Annotated in this window: 13 protein-coding genes and 1 pseudogene; all 14 read left to right on the forward strand. The window is 67.6% G+C overall.

The window, feature by feature from the left end:
* Positions 1-598: pseudogene (locus tag ASC94_RS32955) on the forward strand (hypothetical protein); the annotation flags it as partial.
* A 167-nt stretch (positions 599-765) separates the two neighbouring features.
* Positions 766-2,907 (forward strand): peptidase domain-containing ABC transporter, encoded by a 2,142-nt coding sequence (locus ASC94_RS06860; protein ID WP_056392637.1) that lies wholly within the window; start codon positions 766-768, stop codon positions 2,905-2,907.
* Positions 2,880-4,241: an HlyD family type I secretion periplasmic adaptor subunit gene (locus ASC94_RS06865; protein WP_056392639.1), complete on the forward strand. Its 1,362-nt coding sequence runs from the start codon at positions 2,880-2,882 to the stop codon at positions 4,239-4,241. Before ASC94_RS06860 ends, ASC94_RS06865 begins: the two co-directional genes overlap by 28 nt.
* 95 nt (positions 4,242-4,336) lie before the next feature.
* Entirely contained in the window at positions 4,337-5,344 is a 1,008-nt protein-coding gene (gene pseB / locus ASC94_RS06870) for a UDP-N-acetylglucosamine 4,6-dehydratase (inverting) (protein ID WP_056392641.1), read from the forward strand.
* 24 nt (positions 5,345-5,368) lie between these two features.
* A complete protein-coding gene (gene pseF, locus ASC94_RS06875) occupies positions 5,369-6,073 on the forward strand; it encodes a pseudaminic acid cytidylyltransferase (protein ID WP_056392643.1) in 705 nt (234 codons plus the stop codon).
* Positions 6,074-6,078: 5 nt separating this feature from the next.
* On the forward strand, positions 6,079-6,966 hold the full coding sequence (locus ASC94_RS06880; RefSeq protein WP_056392645.1) for a sugar nucleotide-binding protein: 888 nt from the start codon (positions 6,079-6,081) through the stop codon (positions 6,964-6,966).
* Complete coding sequence (locus ASC94_RS06885; protein ID WP_082616319.1) at positions 6,953-8,032, forward strand: N-acetylneuraminate synthase family protein; 1,080 nt, start codon at positions 6,953-6,955, stop codon at positions 8,030-8,032. The genes ASC94_RS06880 and ASC94_RS06885 overlap by 14 nt, the downstream gene beginning before the upstream one ends.
* The gene (locus tag ASC94_RS06890) at positions 8,014-8,685 is read left to right on the forward strand and encodes a glycosyltransferase family 2 protein (RefSeq protein ID WP_162251399.1); all 672 of its coding nucleotides are present in this window, start codon (positions 8,014-8,016) and stop codon (positions 8,683-8,685) included. Before ASC94_RS06885 ends, ASC94_RS06890 begins: the two co-directional genes overlap by 19 nt.
* Positions 8,682-9,794, forward strand: a complete 1,113-nt coding sequence (locus ASC94_RS06895; RefSeq protein WP_056392650.1) for a Gfo/Idh/MocA family protein — start codon at positions 8,682-8,684, stop codon at positions 9,792-9,794. Before ASC94_RS06890 ends, ASC94_RS06895 begins: the two co-directional genes overlap by 4 nt.
* Positions 9,795-9,836: 42 nt before the next feature.
* Positions 9,837-11,138: a DegT/DnrJ/EryC1/StrS aminotransferase family protein gene (locus ASC94_RS06900; protein WP_056392651.1), complete on the forward strand. Its 1,302-nt coding sequence runs from the start codon at positions 9,837-9,839 to the stop codon at positions 11,136-11,138.
* 82 nt (positions 11,139-11,220) lie between these two features.
* Positions 11,221-11,754: a GNAT family N-acetyltransferase gene (locus ASC94_RS06905; RefSeq protein WP_056392653.1), complete on the forward strand. Its 534-nt coding sequence runs from the start codon at positions 11,221-11,223 to the stop codon at positions 11,752-11,754.
* Positions 11,754-12,764: a hypothetical protein gene (locus ASC94_RS06910; protein ID WP_056392654.1), complete on the forward strand. Its 1,011-nt coding sequence runs from the start codon at positions 11,754-11,756 to the stop codon at positions 12,762-12,764. The genes ASC94_RS06905 and ASC94_RS06910 overlap by 1 nt, the downstream gene beginning before the upstream one ends.
* Positions 12,761-13,921 (forward strand): N-acetyl sugar amidotransferase, encoded by a 1,161-nt coding sequence (locus ASC94_RS06915; RefSeq protein ID WP_082616321.1) that lies wholly within the window; start codon positions 12,761-12,763, stop codon positions 13,919-13,921. The genes ASC94_RS06910 and ASC94_RS06915 overlap by 4 nt, the downstream gene beginning before the upstream one ends.
* Complete coding sequence (locus tag ASC94_RS06920) at positions 13,918-15,294, forward strand: amidase (protein WP_056392655.1); 1,377 nt, start codon at positions 13,918-13,920, stop codon at positions 15,292-15,294. The genes ASC94_RS06915 and ASC94_RS06920 overlap by 4 nt, the downstream gene beginning before the upstream one ends.
* Positions 15,295-15,299 lie beyond the last annotated feature (5 nt).

Here is a 15,299-nt window from a genome sequence, read left to right on the forward strand (position 1 = left end):
CGGTTACGAAGCGATGGCCGAGCTGGACGGCAACAAGGATGGCGTGCTCGACAGTAAAGACGCCGCCTACGCCGACCTGCGCGTGTGGGTGGATGCCAAYGCCGACGGCGTGAGCCAGGCCGGCGAGCTGACGTCGCTGAAGGACCGCAACATCGCCAGCCTGAACCTGACTGCCGAGAAGGGCACCTTCAACAACAACGGCAACTGGGTGGGCCTGCAGTCGCGCTACACCAGCTCCGGCGGCAGCACCAGCCAGCTGGCCGACGTCTGGTTCCAGACGGCACTGGCAGCACCGGCAGCCGACCTGCGCGGCAAGGTCAGTTCGCTGGCCCAGGCCATCGCCGGCTTCGACCCGGCGCAGCAGGCAGCGGCCGCCGCCCCGGCCGGGGAAGCGCCGGGCCAGGGCCTGGCAGCGCAGGCCGGCACCCTGGCGGCTAGCCAAACGCTAGCCGGTGTCGACCGCATGGTGGCCGCGCTCAGGCAGTTCGACCGGCAGCGCCCGGACGGCGCCGTCCCGGACGCGCTGGCGGCGCCCGGGCAGGGCAGCAGCGTGCCCGTCACGCCCGGCGCGGCGGGCTGGCTGGCGGCGTCCAAATAGGCCGCCGCGCCTGCGGGCTGTGCCATTGCAGCGACAATGTTACAGCCCGGTACGCAATTGATGCATTTGCCTGCGCGGGCGGGGTAAAATCTGCCTGCGCGCTATTGCTGCGCCCGTGCCGTCCGTTGAAAGGTTGCGCAAGATGTATCCACCCCTAGTCTGACTCGATGCAAGCCAAATTTCCCCATACTGTCGTACAGTGCCTGACCGCCATTGCTCAGCACCATGGCTTACAAATCAACCCGGAACGCGTGATCGACGACTATGCGCTTGGCGCCGAGGAACCGCGCGGCGCACTGCTGGTGCGCATGGCCTCGGAGCTGGGCATGAAGGCCAAGATCCGCACCCTGGACTGGGACGGCCTGCTGGCCCAGGGCGGCGTGTTCCCCCTGATGGCGCGCCTGAACAATGGCAACGCCGTGATCGTGGTGGGCGCGCGCGCCGACGGCGACGGCAAGGTGGCGCTGCTCGATCCGCTGGAGGAGGGCGCCGGCGTGCTGCTGCTGGACCGCGAGCAGTTCTGCAGCCGCTGGGAGGGCGAGGTGCTGCTGGTCAAACGCCACCACGCGCTGACCGACGTCAACCAGCCCTTCGGCCTGCGCTGGTTCATTCCTGAAATCCTCAAGCAAAAGGCGGCCTTCCGCGACATCGCCATCGCCGCCATCGCCATGCACCTGCTGGCGCTGGCCACGCCGGTGTTCTTCCAGCTGGTGATCGACAAGGTGCTCACGCACCAGAGCGCCTCCACCCTGAGCGTGCTGGGCGTGGGCATCGTGATCGCACTGGTGTTCGACGCGCTGTTCGGCTACCTGCGCCAGATCCTCACGCTGGCGGCCACCAACAAGATCGACATGCGCCTGACGCGGCGCACCTTCGGCCACCTGCTGTCCTTGCCGATCGACTATTTCGAGACCACCACCGCCGGCGTCATCACGCGCCACATGCAGCAGCTGGAAAAGATCCGCGGCTTCCTCACCGGCCGCCTGTTCTTCACCGGCCTGGACGCCACCGCGCTGATCATCTTCCTGCCCATCCTGTTTACCTATTCGGTCAAGCTGGCCATGATCACGCTGGCCTTCACCCTGCTGATCGCGCTGGTGGTGGCCACCATGGTGCCGACCTTCCAGCGCCGCCTGCAGGCGCTGTACTCGGCCGAGGGCGCGCGCCAGGCCATGCTGGTCGAAACCGTGCACGGCATGCGCACCGTCAAGGCGCTGGCCCTGGAACCGGCCCAGCGCAAGGAATGGGACCAGCGCTCGGCGCAGTCGATCGCCATGCACTTCCGCGTCGGCCAGATCTCCATCACCGGCAACGCCATCACCGACTTCCTCGGCAAGCTGCTGCCGGTGGTGATCGTGGTGATCGGCGCCGGCGACGTGTTCGACCAGACCCTCACCGTGGGCGCGCTGATCGCCTTCCAGATGATCACCGGCCGCGTGGTCTCCCCGCTGATCAGCATCGTCGGCCTGGTCAACGAATACCAGGAAACCGCGCTGTCGGTGAAAATGCTGGGCGAGGTGATGAACCGCGCGCCGGAGGGCCGCACCGGTTCCGGCGGCCTGCGCCCGCAGTTCGGCGGCGCCATCACCTTCGACCAGGTCACCTTCCGCTATCCGGGCGCCGCGAACACCGCGCTGGACCGCGCCAGCTTCACCATCAAGCCGGGCACCGTGGTCGGCATCGTCGGCCGCAGCGGCTCCGGCAAGACCACCTTGACCAAGCTGATCCAGGGCCTCTACCCGGTGCAGGAAGGCATCATCCGCTTCGACGCGGTCGATGCGCGCGAAATCGACCTGTCCCACCTGCGGCGCCAGATCGGCGTGGTGCTGCAGGAGAACTTCCTGTTCCGCGGCAGCGTGCGCGACAACATCGCCGCCGCCAAGGCCGACGCCACCTTCGAGGAGATCGTCGAGGCGGCGGCCGCGGCGGGCGCGGACGAATTCATCGAACGCATGCCGCAAGGCTACGACACTTTGCTGGAGGAAAATGCCAGCAACCTGTCCGGCGGCCAGAAGCAGCGCCTGTCGATCGCGCGCGCCCTGCTCACCAAGCCGCGTATCCTTGTCCTTGACGAGGCGGCCAGCGCGCTGGACCCGGAAAGTGAAGCCATCTTCATCAAAAACCTGTCGCGCATCGCGGTCGGGCGCACCGTCATCATGATCTCGCACCGCCTGTCCACCCTGGTCAACGCGGACGCCATCCTGGTCATGCAGCGCGGCAGCCTGATGGACAGCGGCCGCCACGAAGAACTGTTGCAACGCAGCGAAACTTATCAGCATCTATGGAACCAGCAAACAAGCCACCTGTAAACGCCAAGCCGGCCGCCAAGCAGGGCAAGGACGTCGAGTTCCTGCCCGACGCCGACGAGATCGAGCTGCGGCCGCTGCCGGCCTTCGCCCGCATCACGCTGCCCGTGCTGGCGCTGGCGCTGACCGCCTTCGTGGTGTGGGCCAGCCTGTCCGAACTGGAGCAGGTGGTGGTGGCGCGCGGCCGCCTGATCAACCCGCTGCCCAACATCGTGGTGCAGCCGCTGGAAACGTCCATCGTGCAGAAGATCGAGGTGCGGGTCGGCCAGGTGGTGCGCAAGGGCGAACGGCTGGCCACGCTGGATCCCACCTTCGTGCAGGCCGACGAGGATCAGCTGCGTTCCAAGCTGCGCAGCCTGACCACGCAAAGCGAGAGCCTGGCCCAGGAACTGTCCGGCAAGGCCGCCAGCCCCACCGGGGTGGGCGACGCCGACGCGCGCCTGCAGGCCAGCCTGGCCGGCGAGCGGCGCGCCAACTTCCAGGCCCAGCTCAAGCGCATGGAAGAGAACATCGCGCGCCTGCAGGCGTCCGCCGAGACCAACCGCCACGACCAGGACGTGCTGGCCGCGCGCCTGAAGTCGGTGCGCGAAATGGAAACCATGCAGGAAAAGCTGGTGGCGCAGCAGTACGGCGCCCGCATGCAGCTGCTGGCGGCCCAGGACAAGCGCCTGGAAGTGGAGCGCGACCTGCTGCTGACCAAGAACAAGGCGCTGGAGATCCAGCGCGAGCTGGCCGCGCTGCAGGCCGAGAAGGCCGCCTTCGACCGCAGCTGGCGCCAGAAGGCCATGGAAGACATGCTGGTCATCTCGCGCGAGCGCAGCGACGTGCAGGAACAGCTGCAGAAGGCCGACAAGCGCCACCAGCTGGTCAGCCTGACGGCGCCGGCCGACGGCGTGGTGCTGGAGATCGCCAAGCTGTCGAGCGGCTCCATCGTGCGCGAGGCGGAGGCCTTCTTCACCCTGGTGCCCCTGTCGGCCCAGCTGGAGGCCGAAGTGCAGATCGATGCGCTCGACGTGGGCTACATGAAGCCGGGCGACCCGGTGCACGTGAAGATCGACGCCTTCCCCTTCCAGCGCCACGGCGACATCTCGGCCAAGCTGCGCACCGTCAGCCAGGACGCGTTCCGGCGCGACTCGGCCCAGGCCCAGGGCCTGGACGCCTATTACCTGGGCCGTGTCGCGCTGGGCGACAAGCCGCTGCGCGACATGCCCGCGCACGCGCGCTTGCTTCCGGGCATGACCTTGTCGGCGGAAATCGTGGTCGGCAAACGCACCGTGCTGTCGTATCTGCTGTGGCCGTTGACCAAGGCGGTCAGCGAATCGGCGCGCGAGCCGTAAGCGCCTTTTTGAGGCCGCGCAGTTGTTGATGCGCGGCATACTGTGCATAATAACGGAGCCGCGCCCGGCCCGCTCCACCCTCTATGGAACACGACATGCTGAACAATAAAACCATTCTCATCACCGGCGGCACCGGCTCGTTCGGCAAGCAGTTCGTCAAGACCATCCTGGCGCGCTACCAGCCGAAGAAAGTCATCATTTACTCGCGCGACGAGCTCAAGCAGTATGAGATGGCGCAGACCTACAATGCGCCGCAGATGCGCTACTTCATCGGCGACGTGCGCGACCAGCCGCGCCTGCTGCAAGCCATGGACGGCGTCGACGTGGTGATCCACGCGGCCGCGCTCAAGCACGTGCCGGTGGCCGAGTACAACCCCATGGAGTGCATCAAGACCAATATCTACGGCGCCGAGAACGTGATCCACGCGGCCATCGCGGCCGGCGTCGAGCACGTCATCGCGCTGTCGACCGACAAGGCGGCCAACCCGATCAACCTGTACGGCGCCACCAAACTGGCCTCGGACAAGCTGTTTGTGGCCGCCAACAACATGGTAGGCAGCCGCAACACGCGCTTCTCCGTTGTGCGTTACGGCAACGTGATCAATTCGCGCGGCTCGGTGATCCCCTTCTTCAAGAACCTGCTCGACAGCGGCGCCACCGAACTGCCGATCACCGACGCGCGCATGACGCGCTTCTGGATCACCCTGCAGCAGGGCGTGGACTTCGTGATCAAGAACTTCGAGCGCATGCACGGCGGCGAAATCTTCATTCCGAAAATTCCATCGGCCACGGTGACCACGCTGGCCCAGTGCATGGCGCCCAATCTGCCGCAGAAGATCGTCGGCATCCGCCCCGGCGAAAAGCTGCACGAGATCATGTGCCCGTTCGACGACTCGCACCTGACGCTGGAATTCCACGACCACTTCGTGATCCAGCCGTCCATCGTGTTCAACAACCGCGCCAACTACCGCCTGAACAACCTGGGCGAGACCGGCACCCCGGTGCCGGACGGCTTCGAGTACAACTCCGGCACCAACCCGGACGTGCTGGACGTCGAAGGCCTGCGCGCGCTGGTGGCGCTCAGCGAACGCACCGGCTACTAATTCGCCATCGACCAGGAGCCCGGCATGCGTATCGCCATCATCCCCGCGCGCGGCGGCAGCAAGCGCATTCCGCGCAAAAACATCCGCGCCTTCGCCGGCCAGCCGCTGATCGCCTATTCGATCAAGGCGGCCCGTGAAAGCGGCCTGTTCGACCACGTCATCGTCAGCACGGACGATGAGGAAATCGCCGCCATCGCGCGCGCCCACGGCGCCGAAACGCCGTTCACGCGTCCGGCCGAACTGGCCAACGACCATGCCACCACGGTGCCGGTGATACGCCAGGCGGTGCAGTGGGTGCAAGAACACATGGGCCCGGTGGAGCAGGTATGCTGCATCTACGCCACCGCGCCTTTCCTGCAGGCGTCCGCGCTGCGCGAGGCGCACGCGCTGTTCGAGCAGCGCAAGGTGGGCGGCTACGTGTTCAGCGCCACCTCCTTCCCCTTCCCCATCCAGCGGTCCTTCAAGCTCAATGCCGAGGGCCTGGTGGAAATGTTCTGGCCGGAGCACTACAACACGCGCTCGCAGGACCTGGAGCACGCCTACCAGGACGCGGGCCAGTTCTACTGGGGTTCGGCGCAGAGCTACCTGGACAACAAGATCTTTTTCTCCACCGATTCCATGGCCTACCTGCTGCCGCGCCACATGGTGCAGGACATCGACACGCCGGAAGACTGGACGCGCGCCGAGCTGATGTACGCCGCGCTGCGCCAAAACGGCGACATCGCCTGAGTTTCATGGCCAGCATCCTCGTCACCGGCGCCACCGGCCTGCTCGGCAGCTCGCTGGTGCCGGCGCTGCGCGCTGCCGGCCACGTGGTGCACAGCCACGGCCACAGCCACGCCGCCGAGCAGCAGGCCGACCTGGGCGACTGGCGGCAAACCGCCGCCATGCTGGACCGTACCCGCCCGGACTGCATCGTCAACCTGGCCGCGCTCACCAATGTCGACCTGTGCGAGTCCGAGCCGCAGCAAGCCTACCGCCTCAACACCCTGCCCGTGGCGCACCTGGCGCGCTGGATGCGCGACAACAGCGCCGGCGGCGTCCCGGCCTGCCACCTGGTGCAGATCTCCACCGACATGGTGTACGACAGCGCCGGCCCGCACGCCGAAGGCGACGTGCGGGTCGCCAACACCTACGCTTTTTCCAAGCTGGCCGCCGAACATGCGGCTGCCGGCGTGTCCAGCACCGTGCTGCGCACCAACTTCTTCGGCCGCAGCCGCCGCGCCGGCCGCGTCAGCTTCAGCGACTGGCTGGTGCAGGGCATGCGCGAGGGCCGCGCCATGACGGTGTTTGACGACGTGCTGTTCACGCCGCTGGCCATCGACACCCTGTGCGCCCTGCTGGCGCAGGTGGTGCAGGCGCGCCCGGCCGGCGTCTACAACCTCGGCGCGCGCGACGGCATGAGCAAGGCCGATTTCGCCTATCTGCTGGCGGCGGCGCTGGACCTGCCCACCGCCGGCCTGCAGCGCGGCCGTTCCGCCGACGCGCCCGCGCTGCGCGCCCGCCGCCCGACCGACATGCGTACCGACAGCAGCCTCTTTGAACACACCATGGGCTTGCGCCTGCCTACCCTGGCCGAGCAAATCCAGTCACTCCGGAGCGACTACCTTGAACCAGCCTGACCGCACACTGCACATCGACGGCAAGGCCATCGGCGATGGCCATCCGACCTATTTCATTGCCGACATCGCCGCCAACCACGACGGCGACCTGGAACGCGCCAAGGACTTGATCTACATGGCCGCCGAGGCCGGCGCAGACGCCGCCAAGTTCCAGCACTTCAAGGCCAACACCATCGTCAGCGACGCCGGCTTCAAGGCGCTGGGCGGCCAGCAGTCGCACCAGGCCAAGTGGAAGAAAAGCGTGGTGGAAGTGTACGCCGACGCCAGCGTGCCGCAGCTGTGGACCACCACGCTGAAGGAAACCTGCGACAAGGCCGGCATCTGCTTCTTCACCAGCCCCTACGACAAGGCGCTGGTGGACCACATCGACCCCTACGTGCCGGCCTTCAAGATCGGCTCGGGCGACATCACCTGGCTGGAGATCATCGAGCACATCGCCAGCAAGCAGAAGCCCTACATCATCGCCACTGGCGCCTCCAGCATGGACGACGTGGACCGCGCCGTGCAGGCCGCCCTGGCCATCAACCCGCAACTGGCGCTGATGCAGTGCAACACCAACTACACCGCGCAGCTGGAGAACTTCAAATACATCCAGCTCAATGTACTGAAGAGCTACCGCGCCATGTATCCGGACATGGTGCTGGGCCTGAGCGACCACACGCTGGGCCACGCCACCGTGCTGGGCGCGGTGGCGCTGGGCGCGCGCATGATCGAAAAGCATTTCACCGACGACACCGGCCGCGACGGCCCGGACCACGGCTTCTCCATGAGCCCGCAAGCCTGGCGCGACATGGTGGACGCCACCCGCGAGCTGGACCTGGCGCTGGGCAACGGCATCAAGAAAGTCGAACTCAACGAGCGCGAAACGGCGGTGCTGCAGCGCCGCGCCATCCGCCTGGCGCGCGACCTGCCCGCCGGTAGCGTGCTCAGCCGCGACGACCTGGACGTGCTGCGCCCATGTCCCGCCGACGCCATTTCCCCGCTGCACCTGGCCAACGTGCCCGGCAAGGCGCTCACCCGCGCCGTCAAGGCTGGAGATTACCTGCGATGGAACGACCTCGCGTAGCCATCGTCGTCCCCGCCTTGAATGAGGCGGCCACGATAGGGGCGGTGCTGGAGCGCGTGCGCGACTACGGCCACCCCATCGTGGTGGACGACGGCTCCAGCGACGCCACCGCGCAGGTGGCGCGCGCCGCCGGCGCCGAAGTGGTCAGCCACGGCGTCAACCAGGGTTACGACGGCGCCCTCAACTCCGGCTTCGCGCGCGCGGCCGAGCTGGGCTATACCCACGTCATCACCATCGACGCGGACGGCCAGCACAACCCGGCCCAGCTGCGCGAAATGATCGACCATCTGGCGCAGGGCTACCAGCTGGTGCTGGGCGTGCGCGACCGGCTGCAGCGCGTCGGCGAGACCGTTTTCGCGGCCGTGGCGCGCCGCCTGTGGCGGGTGGCCGATCCGCTGTGCGGCATGAAAGGCTACGCCATCGAGCTGTACCGCGAGGCCGGCCATTTCGACAGCTTCAAGTCGATCGGCAGCGAGCTGGCGGTGCGTTCCATGGCCAACCGCTGCCGCTACATCGAGATGGACATCATCACGCGCGACCGCGCCGATGCGCCGCGCTTCGGGCGCCGCTTCGCCGCCAATTACAAGATCCTGCGCGCCATGGCCATCCTGGTGGCCATGCACAGCCGCGGCCAGCTCCGGCGCCAGCCATGACGCAGGCAGCCACGATACCGCCCGCCACGACGCCGGCCGCCGCCGCGCCGGCCCGTGTCGCCATCATCGGCTGCGGCCTGATCGGCGCACAGTGGGACGCGGACAGCCCCGCCGCCGACTATTCGCTGACCCATGCGGCCGGCTTCACGAAAAACCCCGGCGCGCAGCTGCTGGCCTGCTGCGACCACGACCAGGCGCGCGCGCAGCAGGCGGCGCAGCGCTGGGGCGCGCCGCACGCCTACGACGACCCGCGCCGCCTGTTCGCCGCCCACGCCATCGACATTGCCGTGGTGGCCGCCGCCAGCAGCGCGCGCTGGTCCGTCATCGAGCCGGCCCTGGCCGCGGGCGTGCGCGTGCTGGTGATAGAAAAGCCGCTGGCCACCACCCTGGCTGAAAGCCAGCGCCTGGTGGCGGCGGTGGAAGCGGCCGGTGTCCGCACCCTGGTCAACTTCTCGCGCCGCTGGGATCCCGCAATGGGCGACTTGCGCGCACGCATCCAGCGCGGTGAGCTGGGCCGCATCCAGCGCCTGGTGGGCAGCTATGGCAAGGGCCTGAGCAACAACGGCTCGCACATGATAGACCTGGTGGCCAACCTGACCGGCGCCGTGCCGCTGCGCGCCCGTTCGCTCGGTTCGCCGCTGGAGCCAGGCGAGGCCGAATGGAGCAACGGCGCCGACCCCGCGCTGGACGTGCAGATCGAATACGGTCCGGCCGCCGGCTGCGGCGGCAGTGGCGCGGACGGCCGGCGCTTCCAGCTCACCATGCTGGGCAGCGACCAGCGCGCCTTCACCTGTTTCGAACTGCGCGTGACCGGCACGCTGGGCATGGCCGAACTGTCGCTGGGCGGCCGCCAGGTGACGCTGACCGGCTTGCGCGCCGATCCGCAATACGCCGGCTACACCATCCCGGACGCGCCGCAGGCGCTGCCGGCGCGCAACCTGGAAGCGATGGATAATATGGTGGCCGAAGCGCTGCGCCTGGCCAGCGGCGAGCAGCGCGCCGCCAGCTGCGATGCGCGCGCCGCACTGACCACCGCGCTGGCCGTGGCCGCCGCGCGCCGCTCTGCCGAACGCGGCGGCGCCTGGATCGCGCTGCACGAACTGGACTGAACCGGCCGACGTAGCCGAACCGACAACCTGACGGAGAATATCTTGACTGAACTCGCAATCAACGGCGGCGCCCCGACCCGCACCACCCCCTACGCCGTGCGCACCACCATGGGCGAGGCCGAAAAGCAGGCCGTCATGGAAGTGATGGACAGCGGCCACCTGTCCGGCTTCTTCGGCAGCCCCGGCCCGCAGTGGCTGGGCGGCCCCAAGGTGCAGGAATTCGAGCGCAAATGGGCCGATAAATACGGCTTCGGCCACGCCATCTCCGTCAACTCCTGGACCACCGGCCTGATGACGGCGGTCGGCGCCATCGGCATCGGCCCGGGCGACGAGGTCATCGTCTCGCCCTACACCATGTCGGCCAGCGCCACCGCCATCCTGTTCTACGGCGGCATTCCGGTGTTTGCCGACATCGACCCGGACACCTTCAACCTGAGCGCCGAGAGCATCGCCGCGCGCATCACGCCGCGCACCAAGGCCATCATGGTGGTGCACATCTTCGGCCAGGCCGCCGACATGGACCCCATCATGGCGCTGGCCCGCCAGCACCAGCTGAAAGTGATCGAGGATGCGGCGCAGGCGCCCGGCGTGCACTACAAGGGCAAGCCGGTCGGCACCATTGGCGACATCGGCGGCTTCAGCCTGAATTACCACAAGCACATCCACACCGGCGAAGGCGGCATGCTGGTCACCAACGACGCCCAGCTGGCGCTGCGCTGCCAGCTGATCCGCAACCACGGCGAGAACCTGATCGAAGCGCAGGGCGTGGAAGACCTGACCAATATGCTGGGCTCGAACTACCGCCTGACCGAGCTGCAGGCCGCCATCGGCCTGGCCCAGCTGGACCGCCTGGACAACTACCTGGAAACGCGCCAGCGCCTGGCTGCCTACTTCGGAGCCCAGCTGGCGGACATGCCCGGGCTGACCCCGGCCAAGGTGGCCGAGGGCGCCGGGCACGCCTATTACCTGTATCCGGTAAAGTACGACGCCGCCGTGACCGGCATCCCGCGCGCCGCCTTCGTGCGTGCCGTCAATGCCGAACTGCCAACGCCCACCATCTGGGAGCAGACCGGCTTCGTGGAAGCCTACGTCAAGCCGCTCTACCTGGCGCCGCTGTACCAGAAGAAGATTGCCATCGGCAGCAAGGGTTTCCCGTGGACCGAGAACCCGGACGTCAACTACGATTACAGCCGCGGCATCTGCCCGGTGGTCGAGCGCATGCACTTCGAGGAACTGATCTACACCCCGCTGATGCGCGAGCCCCTGACCGAGGCCGACATCGACGATTTCATCGCCGCGATCCGTAAAGTGCTGTCCCAGCCACAGGCGCTGCAAGGGAAATAAGGCGTACTGGAGCGCTTAGTTGCGTTGCGGACGGGAATTGGTTATCGTGTCAGCGAGGTGGTTCAACCGGGAATGCGATTCCATGCACGATCAGCACAGCAATACGGCGCCGCGCGAGTGGCGCGGCAACAAGGTGTCCTTGCGCCCTTTCGGGCCGGCCAACATCACGCCGGCCTACTTGGGCTGGCTGGGCGACCGCCAGCTGATGCGATACAGCAACCAGCGTTTCCGCCAGCACGACGTGGCCAGCTGCCAGGCCTATCTGGCCGGCTTCGCAGGCAGCGACAATCTCTTTCTTGCCATATACCATGACGAGCGCATGGTGGGCACCATGACCGTCTACCACAGCCGCCAGCACGGCACCGCCGACATCGGCCTGCTGATCGGCCCCGAAGGGCAGGGGCTGGGCCTGGGGCGCGACGCCTGGGGCACCATGCTGGAGCACCTGCTGGCCAGCGGCGTGCGCAAAGTCACCGGCGGCACCCTGCGCTGCAACAGCGCCATGGTGCGCATCATGCAAGCCTGCGGCATGCAGCCGGACGGCGTGCGCGTGGGCCAGGAGCTGGTCGACGGCGCGCCGCAGGACGTGCTGTACTTCGCGCGCTTCGCCAACTGATGGATACCGACTTCGCTACTGCCGCTGCCGGCGCCATGCCGCTCGCTGCGCTGCTGGCCACGCCGTGCGCGGTGGTCGCGCACGACGCCGGCGCCGCCAACCACATATTGGCCTGGCTGCGCGGCAGCGACGCGGCTGCGCTGCTGCCCAGCATGGCTGGCCCTGCGCTGCAAGCATGGCGCCGGGAGCGCGGCGATACGCCGCAACTGGGCCTGGAGCAAGCCGTGGCCGGCGCGCAAACCGTGCTCACCGGCACCGGCTGGGCCAGCGATCTGGAGCACGCAGCACGGCGCCTGGCGCGCCAGCAGGGCAAGCACAGCATCGCCGTGCTGGACCACTGGACCAATTACCGCGAGCGCTTTGAGCGCGGCGGCGAGCAGGTGCTGCCGGATGAACTATGGGTGAGCGACCGGCATGCGCTGGCGCTGGCGCGCAGGCTGTTCCCCGCCATCCCGGTGCGCCAGCAGCCCAACGCATACCTGGACGGCCTGGTGGCCGAGGTGCACGCCTGTGAGCGCGCGGCAACCGCCGCCCTTGCATCAGCTGCAGCAACCGCAGCGCAGCAGGCTGGCACTGCGCCGCAGCCGGCGCGCGTACTGTACGTGCTCGAGCCGATCCGCCAAGCCTGGGGCGAACTGTCCGAGCCGGGCGAATTCGCCGCGCTGGATTTCTTTATCGCCGGGCTGGACCGCCTGCAACTGGGGCCGCAGGTAGATATCCGCCTGCGCCCCCATCCATCCGACCCGCCCGGCAAGTACGACGCCTGGCTCGCCCGCCAGAACGCTATTCCGCCGGAGGGCGTGACGCTGGCGCTGGACAGCGCTGCCACGCTGGCACAGGCGCTGGCCTGGTCCCAGGCGGTGGCGGGCTGCCAGACCTACGCCATGGTGGTGGCGCTGGCCGCCGGCCGGCGCGTTGTCAGCAGCGTGCCGCCCTGGGCGCCGCGCTGCGTGCTGCCCCATCCCGACATCATCCAGCTTTCTGATCTTTACCCAACGGATCCATCATGATAATCAATACCTACGGTCAGCCCCTGTTCCCCGACCTGAAATACTGCGCCCGCTGCTGCATGCCGGAAACCAATGAAGGCATGCAGTTCGACGAAATGGGCATTTGCCAGGCCTGCCAGTCGTCCGAGCAGAAGATCCGCATCAACTGGGTCGAGCGGGAAAAGGAACTGCGCAAGATCCTGGACCACTACAAGAGCCTGAACAACGAATACGATTGCATCATTCCCATCTCGGGCGGCAAGGACTCCACCTTCCAGCTGCACGTGCTGACCAAGGTGTACGGCATGCGCGCGCTGGCGGTCACCTTCAGCCACACCTGGTTCACCGAGACCGGCAAATACAATCTGCAGAATTGCCTGGAGCAGTTCGACGTCGATCACGTGATGTTCTCGCCCAGCCGCTCGCTGGTAAACCGCCTGGCCAAGCAGTCGCTGTACAAGATCGGCGACTCCTGCTGGCACTGCCACTCGGGCGTGGGCGCGTTTCCGATGCAGACCGCGGTGCGCTACGGCATTCCGCTGATGATCTGGGGCGAATCGATCGCCGAGACTTCGGGCCGCGCCACCCACCGCAACCCGGTGCGCCGCTTCGACCGCGACTACTTCACCAAGGTCTCCGCCAAGCGCTATCCGGAAGAGATGGTCAACCATGAAATCAGCCTGCGTGAGATGGCGGCCTTCAAGATGCCGTCGGTGGAAGCCATCGAGCAGGTCGGCGTGGTCGGCATCCACTTGGGCGACTTCATCTTCTGGGACGATGAGCGCCAGATGGAATTCGTGCGCGACGTCTACGGCTGGAAGGAAGACAAGGTGGAAGGCACCTACAAGAATTACAAGAGCGTCGAGTGCCGCATGGCCGGCGTGCATGACTACACCAAGTTCCTCAAGCGCGGCTTCGGGCGCGGCACCGACCACGCCAGCCAGGACGTGCGCGCCGGCCTGCTGACGCGCGAGGAAGCCTTTGAGCTGGCCAAGAAGAGCGACACCGAACGCCCGCCGGCACTGGACTGGTACCTGCAGATCACCGGCTTCAGCGAGGACGAGTTCAACGCGGTCATGCGCGATCACCGGGCCCAGGTGACGGCCGGCGGCGGCCTGACCGACGCCGCCTTCAGCGACGCCGTGCAAGCCTACCGCGCCTCGCAGGTGAAGCCATGAGCGCGCGCACCCCGGTCCAGCTGGCCGAATACACCGCCAGCCAGCTGCTGCCCCTGCTCAAAACGCGCGAAGTGAGCGCGCGCGAAGTGACCCAGGCCTGCCTGGACAGCATTGCGCGCCGCGAAGCCGACATCCACGCCTGGACCTACCTCGACCCGGAACTGGCGCTGCGCCAGGCCGACGAGGCCGACCGCAAGCTGGCGGCCGGCACCGGCGGCAAGCTGTGCGGCCTGCCGGTGGCGGTCAAGGACATCTTCAACACCGCCGACATGCCGACCCAGATGGGCAGCCCGCTGTTCAAGGATTTCACGCCCGGCAACGACGCGCGCGTGGTGCACTACCTGCGCATGGCCGGCGCCATCATGCTGGGCAAGACCGTGACGGCGGAATTTGCCGTGCACGCGCCCGGGCCCACCTGCAATCCGCATCACCTGGGCTATATCCCCGGCACCTCGTCCAGCGGCTCGGCCGCGGCGGTGGCGGCCCACATGGCGCCGGTGGCGCTGGGCACGCAGACGGCCGGCTCCATCATCCGTCCGGCCAGCTACTGCGGCGTGATCGGCTTCAAGCCCTCGTTCGGCCTGGTGCCGCGCACCGCCATGCTGAAGACCACCGACACCCTGGACACGGTGGGCGTGTTCGCCCGCAACGTGGACGACGCGCAGATGATGTTCGACACCATCCGCGTGCACGGCATCGACTTCCCGCTGGCGCACCAGATCCTCAACGATCCGGCGCGCCAGTCGGTCGGCGAGCGGCCGTGGCGGGTAGCGGTGCTGCAGGGGCCGCGCTGGCAGGACGCCGAGCCCTACGCCCAGCAAGCCCTGCAGGACTTCGCCGTGCGCCTGGCCGACGTGGCCAATGTGCACGTCGAGCACCTGGTGCTGCCCGACAGCTTCAACCGCGCGCACGACATCCACGCCACCATCTACGACAAGGCGCTGGCCTACTATTTCAAGGAAGAGTTCGAGGCCCACACCCTGGTCAGCCCCGTCATGTACGACATCGTCACGCGCGGCAACCAGCTGGGCGTGGAGCACTACCAGGGCGCGCTCAAGCAGCAGAACGCGCTGGCGGCGGAACTGGACGCCTTGCTGGCGGCGCAGTATGACATCGTGATCGACCTGGCCACCGGCGGCGAGGCGCTCTTGGGCCTCGATTCGGTGGACCGTCCGGACAACAGCCTGATCTGGAGCCTGTGCGGCGTGCCCAGCATCAACCTGCCGCTGTTTACCGGCCCGCTGGGCCTGCCGTTCGGCGCGCAGGCCTTCGCCCGCCGCTACAACGACTACCTGCTGCTGGCGTTTGCGCGCCACCTGCAGGCGCAGGGCGTGCTGCACGCCAACACGCCGCTGCCGGCGTTCGCGCGCTAGCCGCC

Origin of the sequence: Massilia sp. Root418, assembly GCF_001425265.1 — a bacterium.
Taxonomy (GTDB): Bacteria; Pseudomonadota; Gammaproteobacteria; order Burkholderiales; family Burkholderiaceae_D; genus Rugamonas.

Excerpts from the sequence above, each read along its gene's own strand:
- ASC94_RS06860 (WP_056392637.1), top strand. The coding sequence starts at position 766 with ATGCAAGCCAAATTTCCCCATACTGTCGTACAGTGCCTGACCGCCATT.
- ASC94_RS06865 (WP_056392639.1), top strand. The coding sequence starts at position 2,880 with ATGGAACCAGCAAACAAGCCACCTGTAAACGCCAAGCCGGCCGCCAAG.
- pseB (WP_056392641.1), top strand. The coding sequence starts at position 4,337 with ATGCTGAACAATAAAACCATTCTCATCACCGGCGGCACCGGCTCGTTC.
- pseF (WP_056392643.1), top strand. The coding sequence starts at position 5,369 with ATGCGTATCGCCATCATCCCCGCGCGCGGCGGCAGCAAGCGCATTCCG.
- ASC94_RS06880 (WP_056392645.1), top strand. The coding sequence starts at position 6,079 with ATGGCCAGCATCCTCGTCACCGGCGCCACCGGCCTGCTCGGCAGCTCG.
- ASC94_RS06890 (WP_162251399.1), top strand. The coding sequence starts at position 8,014 with ATGGAACGACCTCGCGTAGCCATCGTCGTCCCCGCCTTGAATGAGGCG.
- ASC94_RS06895 (WP_056392650.1), top strand. The coding sequence starts at position 8,682 with ATGACGCAGGCAGCCACGATACCGCCCGCCACGACGCCGGCCGCCGCC.
- ASC94_RS06905 (WP_056392653.1), top strand. The coding sequence starts at position 11,221 with ATGCACGATCAGCACAGCAATACGGCGCCGCGCGAGTGGCGCGGCAAC.
- ASC94_RS06910 (WP_056392654.1), top strand. The coding sequence starts at position 11,754 with ATGGATACCGACTTCGCTACTGCCGCTGCCGGCGCCATGCCGCTCGCT.
- ASC94_RS06915 (WP_082616321.1), top strand. The coding sequence starts at position 12,761 with ATGATAATCAATACCTACGGTCAGCCCCTGTTCCCCGACCTGAAATAC.
- ASC94_RS06920 (WP_056392655.1), top strand. The coding sequence starts at position 13,918 with ATGAGCGCGCGCACCCCGGTCCAGCTGGCCGAATACACCGCCAGCCAG.